The sequence below is a fragment of the Streptomyces spectabilis genome, from assembly GCF_008704795.1.
In the GTDB taxonomy this organism is placed as follows: domain Bacteria; phylum Actinomycetota; class Actinomycetes; order Streptomycetales; family Streptomycetaceae; genus Streptomyces; species Streptomyces spectabilis.
In genome coordinates this window covers 1,207,000-1,228,347 of record NZ_CP023690.1, presented here as the reverse complement: position 1 = coordinate 1,228,347, position 21,348 = coordinate 1,207,000, and the positions used below count along the sequence as shown (strand labels likewise).

Sequence of the window (21,348 nt, the reverse complement as noted above, 5' to 3'; positions counted from 1 at the left end):
AACGCTACGCCGGGCCTTGACATCCGCCCCCGCCCCCGCGACGCTCCATCTCGCTCGTGTTAACGCTAACACCGGGCCGGGGCACGCCCCGGACGCACCCGGTGCCGCTCGGTACACACCGGTACACACCCGGGGGACGACCCGGGACGCACGGGACCCACCTGGGGGCCGCCCATGTCCGGTACCACGCCCACCGCACCGCCCGCCCTGGCGCGCCGCACCCTGTTCACCGGCGCCGCCGCCGCGGCCGCCACCGGGGCCCTCGCCACGGCCTGCGGCACGGACCAGGGCCAACCCCGCGGCAAGGTCGCCGTGTTCGGGGACAGCGCCGCCTGGGCCGCGCCGATGACGGCCGCGGGCAAGGCCATGCGGGGCGTCGCGGGGCTGCAGCTGGTCCCCGAGGTCAACCCGCTCCTGGAGTCCTTCGAGCAGGTGGTCAAGTCCTCGCTGCGCACCCGCAAGACCCCGGACATGCTCAAGTACTGGTCCGGCTACCGACTGAAGGACCTGGCCCGCACCGGTGGCGTCGTCGACCTCTCCGCGACGTGGGACCGCGCCGAGCGCAAGGGCTGGGCCGACCCCTCGCTGCGCTCCGCGTTCACCGAGCGGGGGCGCGTCTACGGCCTGCCGATGAACCTCGCGTACTGGGTGTTCTTCCACAACCCCGAGGTGTTCGCCGAGCACGGTCTTGAGCCGCCGCGCACCTGGGACGACTTCCTCGCCGTCTGCGCCCGGCTCAAGCGCAACAAGGTGACCCCGCTGCACGGCACCGCCGACGGCCGCTGGCCGTCCTTCATCTGGTTCCAGGAGATCCTCAGCCGCCAGGACCCGCGCTTCTACGAGGACTTGATGAACGGCCGCGCGCGCTACACCGACCCGCGCGCCGAACGCGCCCTGCGCACCCTGGTCTCCTTCTTCGACCGGGACTGGTTCACGCCCATGGACATGAACCACGTCGACGCCGCCGCGGCCCTCGTGCACGGCAAGGTCGGCATGGTGCCCTGCGGCACCTGGCTCGGCTCGACGCTCGTGGCCGCGGGTGCCAGGCCCGGCGCGAACATGGGCGCCTTCGTGCTGCCCATGGCCGAGCCCGGGGCCCGCCCCAGCGTCATCTTCGAGTCCAGCGCCCTCGTCGCCACCGTCAAGGGGCCCGACCACGAAGAGGCCCTGAAGGCGACCCGCGCCTGGCTGCACCCGGCCGTCATGAAGGCCTTCTCGCACAGCCTCCAGGACGGCTGCCCCAACCCCGGGGTCGCCCCCGCCAACCCGGTGATCGCCGGACTCCAGAAGAAGGTCCGCGGCGACCGGCTGTGGCTGCTCAACCGCTTCTGGGAGCAGGGCCCGCCCGAACTCGTCGAGGCCACCGTCGACGACCTCGCCGGATTCCTGCTCAACCCGCCCTCGTACCGGAAGGTCCTGCGCACCATGCAGGACCGCGCCGACGACGCGTGGAAGGTGTGGCGGGAGGCCGGGACATGACCGGCACCGTGCCCTCCACCGGTGTGCCCGCGCCGCCCGCCCGCGAGCCCCGCGGCCGCCGCAGGCGCGTGCCCCTGCGCACTCCCCACCGGGCGGCGCGCCCCGGCGCCCGGCTCGGCGGGCCGCTGACCGCGCTGCCCTGGGCGCTGCCCGCCTTCGCGTTCGTGGGCGTCCTGCTCGTGTACCCGTTCCTGCGCAGCGTCTACGGCAGCTTCTTCGAGGACAACGGCTTCACGAGCAGCTACACCGGGCTCGACAACTACACCCGGCTCGCCGACGACCCCATCTTCGGCCGCTCCCTGCTCAACACCCTGATGTGGGTGGCCGGGACGTTGCTCCTGCCGGTGCTCGCCGGGCTCGTCATCGCCCTGGCCACGCACCGGCTCCGCTGGGGCGGCGTCGCCCAGCTGGTGATCGTGCTGCCCTTCGCGATCTCCGGGACCGCCACCGCGGCCCTGTGGTACTTCATGCTGACCTCCGACGGCGCCGTCAACCAGGCCCTGCGCGCCGTCGGCCTCGACTCGTGGGCGCAGCTCTGGCTCCTGGAGTGGCCGCAGAACACCCTGGCCCTCATCGTCGCGAGCACCTGGCAGGCGACGGGCCTCAACGTGGTGCTCTTCGCCATCGGCCTGCGCGCCATCCCCCGGGACACCGTCGAGGCGGCCCGCCTTGACGGCGCGAACGGCTGGCGCATGGTCCGGTACATCACGCTGCCCCAACTGCGCGCCGTGACCGTCGTCGTGGTCGGCATGGCCATCGTCAACAGTCTGAAGGCCTTCGACATGATCTGGATCCTCACCCAGGGCGGCCCGTCCCGCTCCTCCGAGACCCTCGCCCTGACCATGTACCGCGAGACGTTCCGCCTCTTCCACGTGGGCTACGGCTCGGCGATCGCCCTCGTCCTCTCCGTGGTCGTCGTCGCCTCGTCCTGGCTGTACCTGAGCCGTCAGATGCCCGACACGGGCTGGGCGAAGGCCTGAGGGGGCGTCATGGGCCGGATGGGACGGCACGTCTTCGTCGCCGGGTGCGTCGCGCTCTGGCTGCTCCCGCTGTACCTGCTCGTCGTCAACGCGCTGACCCCCGTGGCCGAGTACGAGGGGAAGCCCGGCTGGACCTTCCAGGGCTTCGCGCTCGTCGACAACGTGCGGACCGCCTGGGACGAGGCGGGCATCGGCGACAGCTTCCAGGCCTCGCTCCTGTACGCCGTCGTGTGCGGCCTGGTCGCGGTGCTCGTCGCGGCCATGGCGGCGTTCGCGGTGGTCGTCCTGCCGATCCCGCGGCCCGCGTTCTGGTTCTGGCTGATCTACTCCGGCACGCTCTTCCCGCTCCAGGTCTTCCTCGCGCCGCTGTTCGGCTTGTACGCGGACGCCAACCTGTACGACACCCGGCTCGGCCTCATGCTCGTGTACGTCGCCTGGGCCGTGCCCTTCGCCTTCTTCCTGATCCGCAATCAGATGACCACGATGCCACCGGAGTTGACGGAGGCGGCCCTCATCGACGGCGCCTCCTTCATCCGCGTCTTCTGGAGCGTCCACGTACCGCTGATGCGGTCCGGGCTCGGCGCCGCCTTCCTCTTCCAGTTCACCGCTGTCTGGAACGACCTGCTGCTCGGGCTCACCCTCAGCCGCAGCGGCGACGTGCAGCCGGTCATGGCCTCCCTGGCCACCCTTCGCGCCACCTACGCCTCCAGCGGGCCGCCCGTGATCCTCGCGGGCGCCCTCGTCGTCTCCGTGCCCACGCTGCTGCTGTTCCTGGTCTTCCGCGGCCTGTTCCTGCGCGGCATGGCCGCGTCCGTCCGCTGACCGCCCGCCACCCGGGGAGATCCGCATGACCACACGGGCCCTGGTCCGCACCGCCGACTGGGACAACGACCGCATCCGCGCCAGCCTGCGCTCCGGCGTGGTCGCCGCCGAGGGCACCCTGGACGGCGCCGCGCTCCGGCTCAGCGAGGAACCCCTGCTGCGGGAGGCGGCCGACGGCACCCTGCTCCAGTCACTGCGGATCGACCCCGTGGGCGGCTCCCGGGTCCCCGAAGACCTGGCCGTGCGCACCGAGTCGGGCGCGGCGGTGCGCGCCGAGCGCGTGGCCGGACCCGGCGGCGGTGCCCGGCTCCTGGTGCCCGCCGTGGACGCGGTGACGCGCCTGACCATGGGACTGCCGGACGGGGCCGACGGCATCGCCGTCCAGCTGACCCCGCAGCGCCGGTGGACGGTGCACCTGGTGCACCACTCGCACCTCGACATCGGCTACACCGACCCCCAGGGGCAGGTCCTGAACGAACACCTGTCGTTCCTGGACTCCTGTCTGGAACTGACCCGGGCGACCGACGACTGGCCGCCGGAGTCCCGGTTCCGCTGGTGCGTCGAGTCCCTGTGGTCCTTCAAGCAGTGGGCGGACGCCCGGCCCGCCGAGCAGGTCGAGGAGCTGATGCGGCGCGTGCGGGAGGGGCGCATCGAGCTGACGGCGATGCCGTTCAACCTGCACACCGAGACCTGCTCCACGGACGAGCTGCACGAACTGCTCCGCCTCGCCCACGACGTCCGCGAGCGGTACGGCGTCACCCTCACCTCCGCGATGCAGACCGACGTGCCGGGCGCGGTCGTCGGGCTCGTCGACGCCCTCGCCCAGGCGGGCGTCCGCCATCTGTCCGTCGCGCACAACTGGGCGGGCCGCTCGGTGCCCCACCTCGTCGGCGGCGAGAAGCTGCCGCGCCTCTTCCGCTGGCGCGCCCCGAGCGGCGCGAGCGTCCTGGTGTGGGTCACCGACACCCCGCACGGCCTGGCCTACATGGAGGGACCGCTGCTCGGCTTCGACACCTCGTACGCGGACGTCGACGACCTGCTGCCCGCCTACCTCACCTCGCTCGCCACCCACCCCTACCCCTACCGGGGCGGCATCTTCGGCTGGGCCATGGACCAGGTGGAGGTCAAGCGCGAGCCGTATCCGTGGGACGTGCTGCACCTGCGGGTGCAGGGCAAGTTCGGCGACAACGCGCCGCCGCGCCGCGTCATCGCCGACACCGTGCGCCGCTGGAACGAGACCTGGGCCTACCCGCGCCTCAGGCTCTCCCGCAACGAGGACTTCTTCCGCGACGCCGAGGTCAGGATCGGCGACGGCATCCGCACCTTCGAAGGCGACTGGACCGACTGGTGGGTGGACGGCGTGGGAGCGGGCGCCCGCCCGCTCTCGCTCGCCCGCACCGCCCAGTCCGAGGTCGCCGACGCCCAGACCATCGGCACGTTCGCCGCCCTCCTCGACGCCACGGGGGCCGAGGACGACACGCGCGACGCCGCCGGGGTGTACGAGGCGGTGTCGCTCTTCGACGAGCACACCTGGGGCGCCGGCGACCCGTGGACGCACGGCGACGAGGGCGGCCACTCCGGCGAGCACCAGTGGCACTGGAAGTACGGGCAGGCGATGCGCGCCCACGACGACGGCCGGTCGCTGCTGCGCCGGGCGAGCGCCCGGCTCGGCCAGCGCCTCGCCGCCGCGCCCGGCGCCGTGGCCACGTACCACGTGGTGAACACCTGCTCGTGGCCGCGCACCGACGTCGTACGGATCTTCCTGCCCGAGAGCACGGTGCCGCTGGACCGGCCGGTGACCGTGCACGACGCCCGCGACGGCCGCGCCCTCGCCCACGAGGAGCGGCCCCAGACCAACGACGACCACCGGGACGCGGGCCGCTTCCTGCTGGTCCGCGTGGACGAGGTGCCGTCGGCCGGTACGGTGCGCCTGGACGTACGGGCCGACAGCGGCCGGGCCGGGCGGCGCCGGGCACCCGCCGCCGTCAAGGCCGCCACCGGCTGGAACCCCACCGGCGGCACCGAGCGCGAGGACCCCGCCGAGAGCGCCGCACGCGCGGCCGCCCACCCCGACCCGACGCTCCTGGAGAACGAGTACCTGGCGGTCCGCGTCGACCTCGCCCAGGCCTGCGTGGCCTCCGTCGTCGACAAGTCGACCGGTCGCGAGCTCGTCCGCGCGGACGCGATCGTCGGCTTCAACGCCTACGTCCACGACAGCTACACCACCGCAGGGGCCTTCAACCACAACTCCAGCCGCACGACCGCCTCCGAGCGCCTGGAGCACTTGGGGCGGCGCGCCGTCGCCCCGCCCGCGGCCCTCATCGACCGCCGCTCCACCGCGACCGCGGAGTCGGTCACGTACGAGACCCGTCCGGCGGGCGCCAACCGCTTGCGGGTCACGCTCACGCTGCCGCACGGCGTCCCCCGGCTCGACGTCGAGAACCGCCTGGACAAGGACCGCACCCTCGGCAAGGAGAGCGCCTACTTCGCCTTCCCCTTCGCCTTCGAACGCCCCGTCGTCCGCATGGAGGCCTCCGGCGGCGCCACCGGCACGGGCCTGCCGGTGGTGCCGGGCTCGGCGCGGCACATGCGGGCCGTACGCCGCTGGATCACCCTCGCCGACGACGGGCTCGCGGTCGCCTGGTCCACACAGGACGCGCCCCTTGTGCAGTTCGGCAACATCGCGCTGCCGTACGCGCCGTTCCCCAAGACGCTCGGGCACGACGAGCCCGCCACCGTCTTCTCCTGGATCCACAACAACCTGTGGGACACCAACTTCCCCAGCGAGCAGGGCTTCGAGTCCACCTTCCGCTACAGCGTCGCCTGCGGTCCGACGGCGACCGGGCTCGGGACCCGGACGGCGGCGGCGTGGAGCAGGCCGCTGCGGGCGGTGCGGGCCCGGGGCGCCACGGGGGACGCCCCGGCCTCGCACTGCTTCGCCGCCCTGGACGACCCGCGGGTGCGCCTGGTCGGGGCCACCACGCCCCGGCCGGGCGAGGCGCTGCTGCGGCTCCAGTCCTTCGCCGAGGAACGGGTGGCGTGCCGCGTGCGGATCGGCTTCCCGGCGCGCGCCGCCCACGAGGCGGGCTACCTGGGCGGCAAGGGGGCCGAACTGCCCCTGGAGGACGGGGAGGTGAGCGTCGCCGTGCCGGCCCTCGGCACGGCGGCGGTGCTGTTCGTGCGCCGGTGAGAGCCGGCCCGTCGCTGTCGCAGCGGTAAGGAGACCGTGTGTACCGGCTCGACCCTCGTTACGGCCCCGCGCCCGGGGCCGTGATGGCCACCGGCTGGCCCGCCGTGGCCGCACAACTGCCGGGGTGTCCACGGACGGTGGCCGTGGAGGGGCCCCCGTCCGTGGACTTCGACCGCCTCGCGTCCCGCCTCGTCGAGCATCTCGCCGCACCCGTGCGGACGCTGGACGTGCGCGCGCACTACGCCCCGCCGGGCACTGTCCGCGAGCGCACCGAGGACGGCTCCGGCGATCCCCACTACTGCAAGCTCGCCGACAACCCCCTCAGCGACCTCTTCGACGAACTGCCCGGCGCGGACGGGCCGCCGGGGGAGTACCGCCTCGTGTACGGCCCCGGCGCGTCGCTCGTCCCCCACGACGTCCTGTGGTACGCCGACGTGCCCAAACGGCACGCGGAGGCCGCCGTCGCCGCGGGCACCGGCCGCAATCTGGGCCTTCCGCACGAACCCGGCGACCTGAGGCGGCTCTTCTACGTCGACTGGCCCGTCCTCGACCGGCACCGCGACGCCCTCGCCCCGCGCGTCGACGCCTGGCTCGACGTCCAGGACCCCGACCGGCCGGTCCACCTCGACGGCACGGGCCTGCGCGCCACCCTCGCCGACCTCGCCCGTAGACCGGTGCGCACCCGCCCGTACTTCAACTCCACGCCCTGGGGCGGCCATTGGGCGCAGCGGCGGCTCGGCTTCGACGCGGGTGCCCGCAACACGGCACTCGGCTACGAACTCATCGCTCCCGAATCCGGCATCCTCATCGGGACCGGACCCGGCCGCCAGGCCGAAATACCCTTCCAGCTCCTGTGCGTCCTGCACCCGGAGGAGATGCTCGGCGCCGACGCGCACGCCCGCTTCGGCACCTCCTTCCCGATCCGCTTCGACTACCTGGACACCGTCGACGGCGGGAATCTGTCCGTGCACTGCCACCCGCGCGAGCGGTACATGCGCGAGCGCTTCGGCTGGCCGTACACCCAGCACGAGTCGTACTACATGACGGTCGGCGGGCCCGGCGCGCGCGTCTTCCTCGGCCTGCGCGAGGACGCCGACGCCGATCTGTTCCGCAAGGAGGTCGAGGAGGCCGCCAAGGACGGCGTGCCCATGGATCCCGAGGACCACGTCCTCACCTTCCCCGCCGAGCGGGGCCGCCTCTTCCTCATCCCCGCGGGCACCCCGCACGCCAGCGGCGCGGGCAACCTCGTCCTGGAGATCAGCGCCACGCCGTACCTCTACAGCCTGCGCTTCTACGACTGGCTGCGTCCCGACGCCGACGGCAGGCCGCGCGCGCTGCCCTACGAGCACGGCCTCGCGAACCTGGACACCGCGCGGCGCGGCGATGCCGTGGCCCACGACCTGGTCCAGGAGCCGCGCGTCCTGCGCTCGGGACCCGGCTGGCGCGAGGAGGTCATCGGCGCCCTGGACGAGATGTTCTACGAAGTGCGGCGCTTCACCCTGGACGCCGACGCCGAGGCCACCGACGACACCGCCGGGCGCTTCCACGTCCTGAACGTCGTGGACGGCGAGGGCGTGGAACTCCGCACGGCGGCGGGCGACCGGCATCCGCTGTCGTACGCGGAGACCCTGACGGTCCCCGCGGCCGTCGGCCCGTACCGCGTCGCCGCCCGCGGCGGCCCCGTGCGGGTCGTCAAGGCGCTGGTCCGCGCGAGCGCCGCGGACCGCTCATGAGAGCCGTCCTGGAACTGGGCGGCACCCATGTGACGGCCGCCCTCGTCGACGCCTCCCGCGTCGTCCGCCGGGTGCGCCGCTCCCTGAACGCGCGCGGCAGCGCCGAGCACGTCCTCGGCGCCGTGGTGCGCTGCGCCACCGACCTCGACGCGGCGGCGGGCGACCTGTGGGGCGTCGCCCTGCCCGGCCCCTTCGACTACGACGAGGGCGTCGCCCGCTACGAGGGCGTCGGCAAGTTCGACGACCTGTACGGCATCGACGTGGGGTCGGTCCTGCTCGACGGCGTCCGGCCCCGGCCCGCGGGCGTGGCGTTCCTCAACGACGCGCACGCCTTCGCGCTCGGCGAGTGGCACGCGGGCGCCGCGCGCGGCCACCGCAGATGCGTCGGCGTCACCCTCGGCACGGGCGTCGGCTCGGCCTTCCTCGCCGACGGCGCCGCATGCCACGACGGGCCCGGCGTGCCGCCGCTCGGCCGCATCGACCTCACCCGGGCCGAGGGCCGCCCGCTGGAGGACACCGTCTCGCGCCGCGCCGTCATCGCCCGCTACGGCGACCGCGACGCGGACGTGCGGGACATCGCCGCCCGCGCCCGCGCGGGCGAAGCCCGAGCCGCCCGCGTCCTGCACGACTGCCTGCGCCCTCTCGGCGTCGTACTCGCGCCGTACGTCCGGGAGTTCGGGGCCTCGGCGCTTATCGTGGGCGGCGGCATGGCCGCGTCCTGGGACCTCGTCGGTCCGGCCCTGCGCGACGGCCTGGGGGACACCCCGGCCGACCTGCGCGCGGCCGCCATCGGCGGGGACGCGGCGCTGGTGGGGGCGGCGCTCCACGCGGCGGGCCGGGACACCGTGCCGCGGTAGGCCGCGGCGGGGAACACCGCGCAGTGGGAAAGGGAAGGTCATCATGCCCGGAACTCCGCATGGGCCCGAGAGCGGGGCGGGAGCGCCCGAGGGCGGCGGCCCCGCCGCGCGCGAGTCCAGGAGCGGCAAGGCCACCCTCCGGGACGTCGCCGAGCGGGCCGGGGTCAGCGCCATGACCGCGTCGCGGGTGCTGCGCGACGACCCCCGCGTCCACCCGGCCACCCGCGACCGGGTCCGCGCGGCCGCCGCCGCCCTCGGCTACCGGCCCAACGAACTGGCCCGCCGGCTGCGCCTGGGCCGCGGGACGGGCCTCGTCGGCCTGGTGGTCACCAACCTCGCCAACCCCTTCTACTCCCGGCTCGCCCTCGGCGTCGACGCCGTGCTCGCCCCCGACGGCCTCAAGACGGTCATAGGCAACACCCGGCAGGACCTGGACGCCGAACGGGACCTGGTCGCCGACCTGGTGGGGCGCCGCGTGGACGGCATCATCGCCGTGCCCGCGGGGGACGACCAGCGCCATCTCGCCGCCGCGGCCGCCGAGGGCGTCCCCGTGGTCCTCGCCAGCCGCCCGCCCGAGGGCTTCGCCGCGGACTGCGTCCTGGTCGACGACTTCGGCGGCGCCCGGGACGCCACCGCGCGCCTGATCGCGCGCGGCCACCGCCGCATCGGCTTCCTCGGCTCGCCCCCCGCCGTCTACACCGGCACCGAGCGGCTGCGCGGCTACCGCTCCGCCCTCGCCGCTGCGGGCCTGCCCGCCGACGAGCGGTACGTGCGCCAGGGCCAGACCCAGCCCCACCAGGCGGAGCGCGCGGCCGCCGCGCTCCTTCGCCTGCCGGACCCGCCCACGGCCCTGTTCTGCTCCAACAACCGCAACACCATAGGGGCGTTCAGGGCCCTGCGCGCGACCCGCTCCGCCGCCGCCCTCGCGGGCTTCGACGACTTCGAACTGGCCGACGCCCTCGGCCTGCCCCTCACTCTGGTCGCCTACGACAGCGACGAACTCGGCCGCGAGGCAGGCCGCTTGCTCCGCGCCCGCACACGAGCCCACGACCCGGCGACCGGCCCGCCCCCGAGCACGCGCCGGGTGGTGCTCGCGACCGAACTGGTCGAGTACGGCGGCTGATCGGCGACCGCCGGGAACTGGCCAAGCTTGCGGACGCACACGGGTCGGGGAGACGAGCCCTGCGGGGACTTCCCGGCCCGTGCGGTGCGCTCTCGCGGCCGCCGTACCCGCCCGGCCACCGTGTGTGCACACCATCGATGAGGGCTGTCGGCGCGGCGCAAGCCACCGAACGATCTCGGCCGAAAGTCCCCCTACCGCCCGGTAGCACCTACCGGACCGGGTTGATCCACATCCCCGTTCACCCGATAAGCTCCGTTGCGGCGTGGCGTGTTGACGCGATCGCGCTCCGTCGCGTCATGCCGTGCTGTCGCGCCGTCGCATGGGGGATCTCGCAGGTGGCCGGGAGGTTGTCGTGCTGCGGCGCGCGCTTCCGGCGACGAGCGCGGCCATCCAGTTGGTTGTCTCCTGTTCGACCGCGTTGGTGTGAGGATGCAGATGGAACTTGCCACTCCGCCACCGGCGGAGGCCCGAGGTTCAAAGGGCTTGTACGCCTGGTGGCTCCTGCCGTTCGGCACGGGGGCGGGGACGGTCGCCGCCGCGGCGGCCGCGTCGGACCCGGCGCGCCTGCCCGCCGCTCTCGTGGGAGCCGGTGTGACGGTGACCGCCTCGCTGTGCGTGCGGCTGCTGCTGCGTTCGCGAGCGGAACTGGGCCGGGCCACCGCCGAGGTGCACACCGCGAGGATCGAGCAGGCCGAGCAGTGGCAGCGGCACGCGGCCGCGATGGAGCAGCGGCACGCCGCCGAGCGGACCGTCCTGGAGGCCCGCCTCGCCGACGAGGTCAAGGCCTGGCAGTGGCGCCTGAACCGCCAGCAGGAGCTGGTCGCCAAGCTCGGCGACGACTTCCTGCCCACCGCCCTGAGCGGGCTGCGCGCGGGCGAGGCCATCGACGACGTGCTGCCGTCCCTGGCTCAGGAGACCGATGTGTCACCGGAGTTCAGGAAGGAGCTGCGCAAGGTCCTGCGGACCGGCCTGATCGCCGTCGAGGAGGAGCTCAACCGCAGCACCTCCGCCGAGCAGGCCGTCATCAGCATCGGCAGCCGCCTGCACGTCCTCACCGGCAAGATCCGCGGCCGGCTGCACGAGATGCAGGGCGAGCACGGTCGGCTGCCCGCCGTCGCCCAGGGCCTCATGGAGCTCGACCAGGCGATCGGCCCCGCCGACTGCCTCGCCGCGAGCATCGGCGTCCTCGGCGGTTCCGACCGGCCAGGACGCCAGTGGCAGGAGCCGCAGCGCCTGCTCAGCGTGGTGCGCGGGGGCATCGGCCGCATCAAGGACTACGACCGCGTCCAGGTGCGCCAGCTTCCCGAACTCGGCGTCGACGGGGGCCTGGTGGACCACCTCACGCTGATCTGCGCCCACCTTCTGGACAACGCGGCCCGCTACTCGCCGCCCACCGAGCCGGTGATCGTCACCGGCAAGGAGGTGCCCAACGGAGTGGGCATCGAGATCCAGGACGCGGGCAAGGGCCTGAGCGACGAGAAGAAGCAGCAGGCGCTCGCCTCGCTCGACGGCGTCGCCGCGGGCCCCGGCCTCGGCGGCCTGTCCGAGGACGCCCACCTCGGCCTGCGGGTCGTGGGCACCCTCAGCCGCAAGTACGGCATCCGCGTGACCTTCGCGGACTCCCCGTGGCTCGGCACCTCCGTCGTCGTGGTCGTCCCGCACAAGTACTTCAGCGCCCTGCCGACCGCGCCCGTCACCGAGCCGCGCCCGGCCGCCGCCGTGCCCGCGGCGCAGGACACGTCCGCGCCGCCGGAAGGGCGCGCTACCACCGCGCCTGATCCGGATACCACGGCGGGCGGACTGCCCAAGCGGCGCCGGAGCGGCGCGCGCGGCCCCCGGGAAGCCGAGACGGCAGGAGCCGCCGCGGCCGCCGCGCCCCCGGCCGGGGAGACGGTCCCCACGCGGCCCGCCGTACCGCCGGACGCGTCCTTCACCGGCCTCGCGGCCTTCGCGACCGCGGGGCGCGAGACCGATGAGCCCCGCGGCACCGACCGCACGGATGAGAGGGACTAGCCGCATGACGCAGCACGAGACCGATGTGAGCTGGGCCCTGCGCGACCTGACGGAGAGCATCCAGGAGATCCGCTTCGCCCTGGTGGCGTCCAGCGACGGCAAGGCCATCACCTCCTACGGGGCCGAGGACCCCGACGACGTCGACCGCTTCGCCGCGGTGGTCGCCGGGCTCCAGGCCCTCGCCCAGCCCGTGGCCGAACAGTTCCCCAAGTACGGGGGCCAGCTGCGCCTCGCCATGATCGAGGTGGACGGCGGACACCTCTTCGTGGTCCGCGCCGGGGTGGAGACGTATCTCGGGGTGCTCGCCAAGGAGGGGCTCGACCAAGGGCTGCTCGGCCACCAGATGCGGGACCTGTCCCGCCGGATGGGAGAGCTCCTCGGCACGACGCCGCGCCGGGAGGAGCAGCCTGGATGAGCCGTCCCCACCGGCCCACGGACCCGTCCGGTCTCGAGCGCTACTACGTCCTCACCGGCGGCCGCAGCGGACCGGGTGGACCGGCGGCAGGGCTCGACGTGGCGACGCTCATCGTTTCCCGGACCGACTCGCGCACCGCGCCCGCGCCCGGCTCGCAGGCCGAGCACGAGGAGATCGTGCGCCGGTGCCGCGACCCGCTGTCGGTGGCCGAGCTGGGCGCCCACCTCGGGCTGCCGTTCAACATCCTCGCGGTGCTGGTGACCGACCTGCTGGAGGCGGGCCGGGTGGAGGCCCGTGACCCCATCCCGGTTTCTTCCGCGTCCGGCCGCGGGCCGGACATCGCGCTCCTCGAGGAGGTACTCAGTGGACTCGAAAGGCTTTGACCGTCCGTACGAGGCGGCGGCCGATGCCACGCTGCCCGCGGGCACCCGCTCGGTCAAAGTGATGATCGCCGGAGGCTTCGGCACCGGCAAGACCACGATGGTGCGCTCCGTGAGCGACATCAGACCGCTCACCACCGAGGAGACCCTCACCCAGGCCAGCGCCGGCGTCGACCACCTCATCGGCGTCGCGGACAAGCAAGAGACCACGGTCAGCCTCGACTTCGGCCGCATCGGCCTCAACGACCGGCTGGTCCTCTACCTCTTCGGCACGCCGGGCCAGGAGCGGTTCTGGTTCCTGTGGAACGGCCTGTTCAAGGGCGCCCTGGGAGCGGTGGTCCTGGTCGACACGCGCCGGCTCGCGTCCAGCTTCCGGGCCATCGAGGAGATGGAGCGGCAGAACGTGCCGTTCGTCATCGCCCTCAACGTCTTCCCCGACTCCACGGAACACCCCGTCGACGAGGTGAGGGAAGCGCTCGACATCCCCGCGCACACCCCGGTCATCACCTGCGACGCCCGCGACCGCGCGTCCAGCCGCGACGTCCTCATCGCCCTGATCCGCCACCTCAAGGAACGCTCGGCCGCCGCCGTGGAGCCCCGATGAACGCCCCGAACCCGCCCGACGCCCCCGCCACGGAAGCGGCCGCCTCCGGCTGCCCCGTCGCACACGGCGGACCCGACAGCGTGACGCGCCTGTACGGCGAGGGTGCGGCGAGCGATCCGTACGCCATCTACGCCCGTCTGCGCGAGCGGTACGGCGCGTTGGCGCCCGTCCTGCTCGAAGGCGACGTGCCCGCCTGGCTGGTGCTTGGCTACCGCGAGAACCGCCGGGTCCTGGAGAACCCGCGGCAGTTCACCCGCGATTCACGCATCTGGCGGAACTGGAAGGAGGGCCGCGTCGAGGAGACGTCACCGCTGATTCAGATGGTGGGCTGGCGTCCCGACTGCGTCTCCCAGGAGGGCGAGCCGCACCGGCGGCTGCGTGCCGCTGTCACCGACAGCATCCAGGCCGTCGCGGGCCGCGGCATCCGCCGCCATGTCACGCACTTCGCCACCAAGCAGATCGACGCGTTCGCGTCCGACGGCCACGCCGACCTCGTGAGTCAGTACGCCGAGTACCTGCCGATGCTCGTCCTGACCCGGGTGTTCGGCCTCGCGGAGAGCGAAGGGCGGCAACTGGCGGTCTCCTGTGCTCAGGTCATCAAGGGCGGCGAGGAGGCTCTCGCGCACAACGACCGCATCATGAAGATCCTCGGCGAGCTCGCCGAGCGCAAGCGCGACGAGCCGGGCGCGGACTTCACCACCGGTCTCCTGGAGCACCCTGCGGATCTCGACGACAGCGAGGTGCTCAGCCATCTGCGTCTCGTCCTGATCGCCGCGCACACCACCACCAGCAACCTGCTGGCCCGGGTTCTCCAGCTGGTGCTCACCCACCCCTCGCACCTGGCGGGCCTCGTCAGCGGGCAGTTGAACATCTCAGCGGTGGTGGAAGAGGTCATGTGGAACAAGCCGCCGCTCGCCGTCCTGCCGGGCCGGTTCGCCACGGCGGACGTGGAGCTCGGCGGGCACCAGGTGAAGGCGGGCGACCTGCTGGTCCTGGGTCTGGCCGCCGGCAACCGCGACCCCGGTGTCCGGCCGGACGCCACGGCGGCGCTGCACGGCAACAAAGCACACCTCGCCTTCAGCGGAGGCTCGCACGAGTGCCCCGGCCAGGGGGTGGGCCAAGCCATCATCGAGACGGCCGTCGACGTCCTGTTGCACCGTCTGCACGGCCTGCGCCTGGCCGTCACCCCCGAAGAGCTGACGGCCACGGCCTCCAGCTGGGAGATACGCCTGGACCGGCTGCCGGTGGAGTTCACCCCGCACCATCCGTGAGAACCGATGACCCCCCACCACCGAGGTGAGGAGTCGGCAGCCGCAGGCGTCGTGAGTGTCAGGCGGACAACAGGTCGTCCAGCGAACCGTAGCCCCGCTTCTCGGCGACCGCCGCAGGGCTGACCTTGTCCGCCGTGTAGCGGCCCGAGGTGAGCGCCCACTGGTAGTTGCCGCTGATCCAGTGCCGGATGGCGTCCACTCCCATCTGCACGCGGGCGCGCTCGCCGTCGCCGAGGCGGAGCTCGTCGCACATCTGCGGCACGTGCGACTCCAGGCGCATGTAGTCCGTGAGACGGTCCTGGGTCCGCCGGATCGCCTCGGCTGTCGCGTCCTCGCGGCTGCACCCATGGGCCCGCTGGAGGACGGTGATCAGGTTGTGGCCGTCGCCGCGCCGAGCCTCGCGCTCGAAGGAGTGGATGTCGTTCATGAACCCGATGGTGTCCGCTGCCGCGTCCCGCAGCCGGATCATCACCGGGTGTGCCTGTGCCTGTACGGGCACTTCGAAGCGGCGGCTGCGCTCGCCCGCGTCGATGCTGTGGTGGATGCCCACGGTGCGGCGACGGAACGCCGTGTACTCATCGAGGCCGAGGACCACGCCCCGGGCGGCGACGTCGATCTCCTCGGAGTGCGCGACCAGGAATCTTCCCCAGGACGCGGAGAACCGCGTGCGCCAGGGAAGCGACATGCCGTCAGAAAGGTGCTCCCACACCTGCGCCCACGCCCGGGTGATGGGGCAGACGACCCGGGGGAGGCTGCCCGCCGGGCGCAATGTGGTGACGACGAGCTCCCGGGCGACCTCCGCGATGCGGTCGGCGCGCCCTGGCTTGCCGGTGTCGAACTGGTCGTCGAAGAGGAAGGCCAGTGAGAACCAGTTCATGAGCACGACCATGTCCTCGGCCGAGGCGTACGGATAGGTGCGTATCGCGGCCTGGGGCAGGTCCCAGGTCACGTACTCGTCGAAGCCTTCCTGGCTGCGTACGAGCTCCATGTCCCGCACCCAGCGCAGATGCCGGTCCTCGGCATAGGCGAGATGTTCACTGACGGGGGTGGTGAAGGGGATGTCGAACCGGACGTCCTGCGGCATTTCCGAACTCCTAGGGGTGTGCTCGTACGGCTCCCCCCGGCGCCCCACGAGCGGACGCATGGCATGCCCATGGATCGAGCTGCGCTGCCAGGCTGCCCGGCCCGGAAACGATCTATGCTGTGATCTGGCCAACTCTCGCTGTGTGCACAACAGGTGACGGGTTGCCACTCCGGTCCCATGGGAAGCGTTAAGCGGAGCTGTCCCTACCGCCCCCAGGAGCACTGAGTTCACGTGACGACCGTTGCGGCGCCCCCCATCCCCACCGCGCGAGGAGCACTCCCGCTCCTCGGCCACGCGATACCCCTGCTGCGCGACAACCTGTCCTTCGTCGCGTCCCTGCGCGCCTACGGGCCGTTGGTGAGAATTCACCTCCAGCCGCGTCGGCCGACGGTCGTCGTGAACGACCCCGCCCTGATCCGGGCCATGCTGGTGGACCTCGCCTCCGGACTGGACAAGGGCCGGTTCTTCGAGAAGATGGGCCAAGTCCTCGGCGGGGACAGCGTGGTGACCGCCGCGGGCACCGACCACGTGCGCAAGCGGCGCCAGCTGCAGCCTGCCTTCCGGCACGACGAGATCGCCCGGTACGTCGACCTGATGCGTGAGGAAGCCGCCCGCACGGCCGCGTCCTGGCAGCAGGGACAGACGCTCGACGTGCGCGAGACCATGGTCAAGCTGGCGCTGGACATGCTCGCCGCCACCGTCTTCGCCTCCAGCCTCGACGAGCAGGCCTTCCGGCGGCTGCGAAGCGATCTGTCGGTCGTGATGAACGGCGTCGGCGCGCGCGTCATGCTGCCGGACTGGGTGGAGCGACTGCCGCTGCCCTCCAACTGGCGCTTCAACGCCTCCCGAGCGGCGGTGCGGAACATCGTCGGCGGGGCCGTCGCCTCGCTGCGGGGCGACGGCCACGACACGGGCGACATGCTCTCCCTGCTTCTGCGGGCGGTGGACGAGGAGACCGGCCGTCCCATGAGCGGCCATCAGATCTGCTCGGAAGTCCTCACCTTGGCCGTGGCCGGTACGGAGACCACGGCCTCAGTCCTTTCCTGGGTGCTCTACGAACTCGCCCGCAACCCCGAGGTCGACGAGCGGCTGCGGGCCGAACTGGGGGACGTCCTGGGGGACCGGCCCATCGCCTTCGAGGACATCCCCAAGCTCACCTACCTCCACGACGTGATCACCGAGGCTCTGCGCCTGCACCACACGGGGTGGCTCGTCACCCGGCGCACGCTCGGCGCCGTCCGCCTCGGCAGCTGGGAGATCCCGGCCGGTACGGAGCTGGCGTACTGCCAGCACGCGCTGCACCGGGACGCCGCCCTCTTCCCGGACCCGCTGCGCTTCGACCCCGACCGGTGGCGCGACACCGCCTGGCGCGAGGGCCTGCCGGACGGGGCCTTCCTGCCCTTCGGCGCGGGCAAGCACAAGTGCATCGGCGACCACTTCGCGATGACCGAGATGGCCACGGCCGTCGCCACGCTGATCCGGATGTGGCGCCTGCGTCTCGTTCCCGGTCGGAGCGTGCGCCCCGAGGCGCGGGCCACCGTGCGGCCGAGCACGCTGATGATGACCGCTCAGCAGGTGAACGCGGGCGCCTCCTGAGTCAGCACCGCCGTCGTCGGCTCGACCGACCACACCGTGCGCAACTCGTCGGCCAGCGAGGACACCAGCTTCCGTACGTCCTGAGGGGCGGTGTCGTGCAGGGCCTCCGTGATGATCAGGACGTCGGTGGTGGTGTCGCGGACGGCAGAGTGGCCGCTCTGGCGGTTGGTCCAGCGCCGGGCGTGGGCCCGGCGCTCGGTGTCGGCGAAGACGACCTCGCCCGCGTCGGGCCGCTCAAGGCCGCCGGAGAACGTCTCGTAGGCCTCGTCCCCGTCGGCGTACCGGACTTCGAGGTCTCCGCCGATGCGGGAGAGGTCGAAGACGCCGACCGGGATGCCGTACGCGACGGACACGGCGTTGCAGAGGTCGATGAGGGGGTGGATGCGCGGCAGCGAGCCCTCCTTGCGGAAGCGCCGCAGCAGGGATTCGGAGGCGCAGCGGTACTGGGTGGGCTTGAGCCCGAGCGTGGCGAACGCCCGTCGCCAGGCCTGAACCTCGGGGAACTGGCTCTCCGGGGCGGCGGCGAGGCGCTCGGCCGCCGCCGCGCCGTACCGGGCGACCGGCGCGTCGACCGAGACGGCGGGGGTGAGCCCATGGGCGAGGAGCACGCCGGGGACCAGGGCCGGGAAGTCCCGCCACAGGGCGGGTGAATGCTGGAAGCGCACGGTGTTTCCGATCGGGTGAGGGCGGTCGGGGAGAGGGAGGGGGTGAGGTCAGAAGAGCGCGAGCTTCACGCCGAGCGCGGCGAACGCGCCCGCGAAGACGCGCCGCAGCCACGTGACCACCGCGGGCCGCGCGATGACGTGGTCGCGCATCGCCGCCGCGAACCGCCCGTAGGCGGCGAACACGACGAGCGTCAGGAGCATGAAGTACCCGCTGAGTTCGAGCAAGCGCAGCACCGCGTGCGGATGGTCGTCGGGCACGAACTGCGGCAGGAACGCGAAGAAGAACAGGGTGAGCTTCGGGTTCAGGAGGTTGAGCAGCACGGCGTCGCCGATCACCCGGGCCGAGGAGCGCGGCGCGTCGTCGCCCTGGTCCGCGGTGAGCGCGCTCCGGTCGCGGAGGGTCTTCCACGCCATGTACAGGAGGTACGCGACCCCGAGGTACTTGAGGATCTGGAACGCGAGGGCGCTGGTGTGAAGGAGCGCGGCGAGGCCCGTGATCGCCGCCAGCATGTGCGGAACGATGCCCAGGGTGCAGCCGACGGCCGCGACGACGCTGGCGCGCGGGCCGCGCGAGAGACCCGCCGAGACGGTGTAGAGAACCCCGGCGCCCGGCGTCACGGTCATCACGAGCGTGGTGAGCAGAAATTCCATGACTTGACTCTGTCGTCACAATGGATCGGTGAACAGGTCCAATGGATCTCCCTCTGACCGGTCCAAAACGCCCGGCGGACACACGGCGCCCGCCGCTTCCGACTTCCTCCAGCTCAACACCGCCGAGGCCCCGAGGGGCGGCATGGCGGACTGGCTGGCCCGGCAGGTCCGGCGCGCGGTCGCCGACGGCCTGCTGCCGGTCGGCAGCAGACTGCCCGCGACCCGGGTGCTCGCCGCCGAGCTCGGCGTCTCCCGCGGCGTGATCACGGAGGCGTACCGCAGGCTGACGGAGGACGGGCACGTCGCGGGCCGTGGCAGGGGCGGCACCGTGGTCGTGGCCGCGCCCCTGGCCTCGCCGGCCGTGCCGCCCGGCGGAGCGCGGCGTGACGTACCGTCAGGAAGCAGCCCGCTGTTCAGAGCCCCTCCCGGCACCGACGTCTTCGACGCGCTGCGCGCCGCGCCCGCCCGGATCGACCTGTCGCCCGGCCTGCCCGACCTCGCCGCGTTCCCGCGCGCCGCCTGGCTGCGCGCCGAGCGATCCGTGCTCGCCGGGCTCGTGCCCTCGGACTTCGGCTACGGAGACCCGCGCGGCACCCCGGTCCTGCGCCGCGCCGTTGCCCGGTGGCTGGCCCGCAACCGCGGCATCGCCGCGGACCCGGACGAGGTGCTCGTCGTCGCGGGCACCGCCCAGGCGCTCGGCCTGCTCGCCACCGTGCTCCAGGCGACGGGGATCTCCCGCGTCGCGGTGGAGGACCCCTGTTCGCTCGGGCTCCGTCAGCACCTGCGCGTGTCCGGCCTCCAGGCGCCGCCCGTGCCCGTGGACGCCGACGGCATCCGCGTGGACGCCCTGCGGGCCACCGGCGCCCCGGCCGTCCTGCTGACCCCGGCCCACCAGTTCCCCACCGGCGTGGTCCTCGACGGCGTACGGCGGCGCGAACTGGCGGAGTGGACCCGCGACGGCGGGCTGATCATCGAGGACGACTACGACGCCGAGCACCGCTACGACCGGCCGCCCGTCCCCGCCCTGCGGTCCACGCTCCCCGACCGCGTGGCGTACGCGGGCAGCGTCTCCAAGCTCCTCGCGCCCGCCCTGCGCGTGGGCTGGCTGCTCGCTCCTCGCGCGCTCCACGCCGCTGTCGTGGACGCCAAGCGCTTCGCGGACCTCGGCAACGCCGCGCTGCCGCAGCTGGTCCTCGCCCACCTGATGGAGTCCGGGGACCTGGAGCGCCATCTGCGTCTCCTGCGCAGGCGGCACCGCGCCCGCCGCGACGCCATGATCGAGGCCATCGGGGCGCATCTGCCGGGCGCCGTCGTGCACGGCGCCGCCGCGGGGCTGCACCTGATGGTGACCTTCGCGCGCGGGGCCGACGACCACGCCGACACGGAGCTGGCCGCGGCGGCCCTGGAGCGGGGCGTGAAGGTGCAGCCCCTGTCGTGGCACGCGCAGCGACCCCAGCGGCCGGGCCTCGTCCTCGGCTACGCGGCGAGCACGCCGACGGACATCAGCGAGGGCGTGGCGCTGATCGGGAGCCTGCTCCGCTGACCTGTTCGGTCCGTGCCTCGACGGCGCGCAGGACGGCCACCATGTCAGCCTCCCCGTGGCCGAGCGCCACCGTGTCCGCGTACAACGCGTGACAGACGTCGAGGAGCGGCGATGCCACGCCGGTCCTGCGGGCGGCGGCCGCGACGAGCTGGTTGTTCATCAGGACGTCCCGGGCCGCCGCCTGCACGCCGAAGTCGCGGGCGAGCAGCTTGGGCGCCTTCATCCGCGAGACGCCGCTCGCCATCGGCCCGGCGTCCAGGACCTCGAGGAACAGCCGGGTGTCCAGACCGTGGCGCTCGGCGAAGTGGAAGGACTCGGCGAGCCCGGTGACCGTGGTGATCAGGAAGAGGTTCACCGCGAGCTTCGTCACCAGTGCGTTCGGGACGGGGCCGCACACGAACTCCTCGTGGCACAGGGGACCGAGGAGCGGGCGCGCCGCCGCCACCGCCGCCGGTTCCCCGGCGAGCATCGCCACGAGCCGTCCCGCCTCGGCGGGCTCGCGGGAGCCGGACACGGGGGCCTCCACGTACCGCCCGCCCGCCGCCCGGACGTCGGCCTCCAGGCCCTGGGAGTACTCGGGCGACGTCGTGCCCATGTGCACGACCGTCCGGTCGGCGACGAGCGAGGCGAAGTCCGGTGTGCCCCGGCCGAGGACGGCGTCGATCGCGTCGCCGTGCGCGAGCATCAGGATCACGACGGGCGCCTTCCGGAAGACCTCGGCGGGGTCGGCGGCGACGTGCGCCCCGGCGGCGCGCAACGGCTCGCAGGGGGCCGCCCGGCGGCTCCACACGATCAGCTCGGCGCCCGAGTCGGCGAGGCGGAGCGCCATGGGCTGTCCCATGACGCCGAGTCCGATGAATCCCACGTCCACGCGCGCACCCCCGTACTCCGGCCCCTCGGCCACGGTTATGACAGCCGTCATAGATATGACGGCTGTCATAG

At 73.2% G+C, this 21,348-nt stretch carries 18 protein-coding genes; 14 read left to right on the top strand and 4 right to left on the bottom strand.

The genetic code is table 11. The annotated features are described in order from the left end of the window. Window positions 1–174: 174 nt before the first annotated feature. From CP982_RS04745 to CP982_RS04690, 12 genes are all read left to right on the top strand, one after another. Window positions 175–1,479, top strand: coding sequence for an ABC transporter substrate-binding protein (locus tag CP982_RS04745; RefSeq protein WP_150509321.1), 1,305 nt, complete (start codon window positions 175–177; stop codon window positions 1,477–1,479). Beyond that, the gene (locus CP982_RS04740) at window positions 1,476–2,459 is read left to right on the top strand and encodes a carbohydrate ABC transporter permease (protein ID WP_150509320.1); all 984 of its coding nucleotides are present in this window, start codon (window positions 1,476–1,478) and stop codon (window positions 2,457–2,459) included. Before CP982_RS04745 ends, CP982_RS04740 begins: the two co-directional genes overlap by 4 nt. A gap of 9 nt (window positions 2,460–2,468) precedes the next feature. Next, window positions 2,469–3,281: a carbohydrate ABC transporter permease gene (locus CP982_RS04735; protein ID WP_150509319.1), complete on the top strand. Its 813-nt coding sequence runs from the start codon at window positions 2,469–2,471 to the stop codon at window positions 3,279–3,281. Window positions 3,282–3,306: 25 nt separating this feature from the next. After that, window positions 3,307–6,471 carry a glycoside hydrolase family 38 N-terminal domain-containing protein gene (locus CP982_RS04730; RefSeq protein ID WP_150509318.1) on the top strand — a complete coding sequence of 1,055 codons (3,165 nt, stop codon included), beginning with the start codon at window positions 3,307–3,309 and terminating at the stop codon, window positions 6,469–6,471. 38 nt (window positions 6,472–6,509) lie between these two features. Continuing rightward, the gene (locus CP982_RS04725; protein ID WP_150509317.1) at window positions 6,510–8,204 is read left to right on the top strand and encodes a class I mannose-6-phosphate isomerase; all 1,695 of its coding nucleotides are present in this window, start codon (window positions 6,510–6,512) and stop codon (window positions 8,202–8,204) included. Next, entirely contained in the window at window positions 8,201–9,061 is an 861-nt protein-coding gene (locus tag CP982_RS04720; RefSeq protein ID WP_150509316.1) for an ROK family protein, read from the top strand. Before CP982_RS04725 ends, CP982_RS04720 begins: the two co-directional genes overlap by 4 nt. A gap of 43 nt (window positions 9,062–9,104) precedes the next feature. Then, window positions 9,105–10,184, top strand: a complete 1,080-nt coding sequence (locus CP982_RS04715) for a LacI family DNA-binding transcriptional regulator (RefSeq protein ID WP_150509315.1) — start codon at window positions 9,105–9,107, stop codon at window positions 10,182–10,184. 435 nt (window positions 10,185–10,619) lie between these two features. Then, window positions 10,620–12,197: a sensor histidine kinase gene (locus CP982_RS04710; protein ID WP_150509314.1), complete on the top strand. Its 1,578-nt coding sequence runs from the start codon at window positions 10,620–10,622 to the stop codon at window positions 12,195–12,197. Between the two features lie 4 nt (window positions 12,198–12,201). Continuing rightward, window positions 12,202–12,612 (top strand): roadblock/LC7 domain-containing protein, encoded by a 411-nt coding sequence (locus CP982_RS04705; RefSeq protein WP_150509313.1) that lies wholly within the window; start codon window positions 12,202–12,204, stop codon window positions 12,610–12,612. Continuing rightward, on the top strand, window positions 12,609–12,995 hold the full coding sequence (locus CP982_RS04700; protein WP_150509312.1) for a DUF742 domain-containing protein: 387 nt from the start codon (window positions 12,609–12,611) through the stop codon (window positions 12,993–12,995). Before CP982_RS04705 ends, CP982_RS04700 begins: the two co-directional genes overlap by 4 nt. Next, on the top strand, window positions 12,976–13,596 hold the full coding sequence (locus CP982_RS04695) for a GTP-binding protein (protein ID WP_229878848.1): 621 nt from the start codon (window positions 12,976–12,978) through the stop codon (window positions 13,594–13,596). The genes CP982_RS04700 and CP982_RS04695 overlap by 20 nt, the downstream gene beginning before the upstream one ends. Further along, window positions 13,593–14,867 carry a cytochrome P450 gene (locus CP982_RS04690; RefSeq protein ID WP_150509311.1) on the top strand — a complete coding sequence of 425 codons (1,275 nt, stop codon included), beginning with the start codon at window positions 13,593–13,595 and terminating at the stop codon, window positions 14,865–14,867. Before CP982_RS04695 ends, CP982_RS04690 begins: the two co-directional genes overlap by 4 nt. Window positions 14,868–14,925: 58 nt before the next feature. On the opposite strand, the gene CP982_RS04685 is transcribed toward CP982_RS04690, so the two are convergent. After that, window positions 14,926–15,951 (bottom strand): 7-epi-alpha-eudesmol synthase, encoded by a 1,026-nt coding sequence (locus tag CP982_RS04685; protein ID WP_150509310.1) that lies wholly within the window; start codon window positions 15,949–15,951, stop codon window positions 14,926–14,928. A gap of 231 nt (window positions 15,952–16,182) precedes the next feature. On the opposite strand from CP982_RS04685, the gene CP982_RS04680 reads away from it, so the two are divergent. After that, entirely contained in the window at window positions 16,183–17,547 is a 1,365-nt protein-coding gene (locus tag CP982_RS04680) for a cytochrome P450 (RefSeq protein ID WP_150509309.1), read from the top strand. On the opposite strand, the gene CP982_RS04675 is transcribed toward CP982_RS04680, so the two are convergent. Together CP982_RS04675 and CP982_RS04670 are read right to left on the bottom strand one after the other, a co-directional pair. After that, window positions 17,520–18,212, bottom strand: a complete 693-nt coding sequence (locus tag CP982_RS04675) for a B3/B4 domain-containing protein (protein WP_150509308.1) — start codon at window positions 18,210–18,212, stop codon at window positions 17,520–17,522. The two genes, CP982_RS04680 and CP982_RS04675, sit on opposite strands and share 28 nt — an antisense overlap. A gap of 48 nt (window positions 18,213–18,260) precedes the next feature. Beyond that, window positions 18,261–18,863, bottom strand: coding sequence for a LysE family translocator (locus CP982_RS04670; protein ID WP_150509307.1), 603 nt, complete (start codon window positions 18,861–18,863; stop codon window positions 18,261–18,263). A gap of 28 nt (window positions 18,864–18,891) precedes the next feature. Between CP982_RS04670 and pdxR the strand changes: the two genes are divergently transcribed. Next, a complete protein-coding gene (gene pdxR, locus CP982_RS04665) occupies window positions 18,892–20,406 on the top strand; it encodes a MocR-like pyridoxine biosynthesis transcription factor PdxR (RefSeq protein WP_150509306.1) in 1,515 nt (504 codons plus the stop codon). On the opposite strand, the gene CP982_RS04660 is transcribed toward pdxR, so the two are convergent. Beyond that, on the bottom strand, window positions 20,366–21,328 hold the full coding sequence (locus CP982_RS04660) for an NAD(P)-dependent oxidoreductase (RefSeq protein ID WP_150509305.1): 963 nt from the start codon (window positions 21,326–21,328) through the stop codon (window positions 20,366–20,368). The two genes, pdxR and CP982_RS04660, sit on opposite strands and share 41 nt — an antisense overlap. Between the last annotated feature and the right edge of the window lie 20 nt (window positions 21,329–21,348).

Bases quoted from the DNA above. Each gene is read 5' to 3' on its own strand.
- CP982_RS04710 (WP_150509314.1), top strand. From the start codon at position 10,620: ATGGAACTTGCCACTCCGCCACCGGCGGAGGCCCGAGGTTCAAAGGGC.
- CP982_RS04685 (WP_150509310.1), bottom strand. From the start codon at position 15,951: ATGCCGCAGGACGTCCGGTTCGACATCCCCTTCACCACCCCCGTCAGT.
- CP982_RS04735 (WP_150509319.1), top strand. From the start codon at position 2,469: ATGGGCCGGATGGGACGGCACGTCTTCGTCGCCGGGTGCGTCGCGCTC.
- CP982_RS04705 (WP_150509313.1), top strand. From the start codon at position 12,202: ATGACGCAGCACGAGACCGATGTGAGCTGGGCCCTGCGCGACCTGACG.
- CP982_RS04740 (WP_150509320.1), top strand. From the start codon at position 1,476: ATGACCGGCACCGTGCCCTCCACCGGTGTGCCCGCGCCGCCCGCCCGC.
- CP982_RS04670 (WP_150509307.1), bottom strand. From the start codon at position 18,863: ATGGAATTTCTGCTCACCACGCTCGTGATGACCGTGACGCCGGGCGCC.
- CP982_RS04745 (WP_150509321.1), top strand. From the start codon at position 175: ATGTCCGGTACCACGCCCACCGCACCGCCCGCCCTGGCGCGCCGCACC.
- CP982_RS04720 (WP_150509316.1), top strand. From the start codon at position 8,201: ATGAGAGCCGTCCTGGAACTGGGCGGCACCCATGTGACGGCCGCCCTC.
- CP982_RS04660 (WP_150509305.1), bottom strand. From the start codon at position 21,328: ATGACGGCTGTCATAACCGTGGCCGAGGGGCCGGAGTACGGGGGTGCG.
- CP982_RS04690 (WP_150509311.1), top strand. From the start codon at position 13,593: ATGAACGCCCCGAACCCGCCCGACGCCCCCGCCACGGAAGCGGCCGCC.
- CP982_RS04715 (WP_150509315.1), top strand. From the start codon at position 9,105: ATGCCCGGAACTCCGCATGGGCCCGAGAGCGGGGCGGGAGCGCCCGAG.
- CP982_RS04700 (WP_150509312.1), top strand. From the start codon at position 12,609: ATGAGCCGTCCCCACCGGCCCACGGACCCGTCCGGTCTCGAGCGCTAC.
- CP982_RS04730 (WP_150509318.1), top strand. From the start codon at position 3,307: ATGACCACACGGGCCCTGGTCCGCACCGCCGACTGGGACAACGACCGC.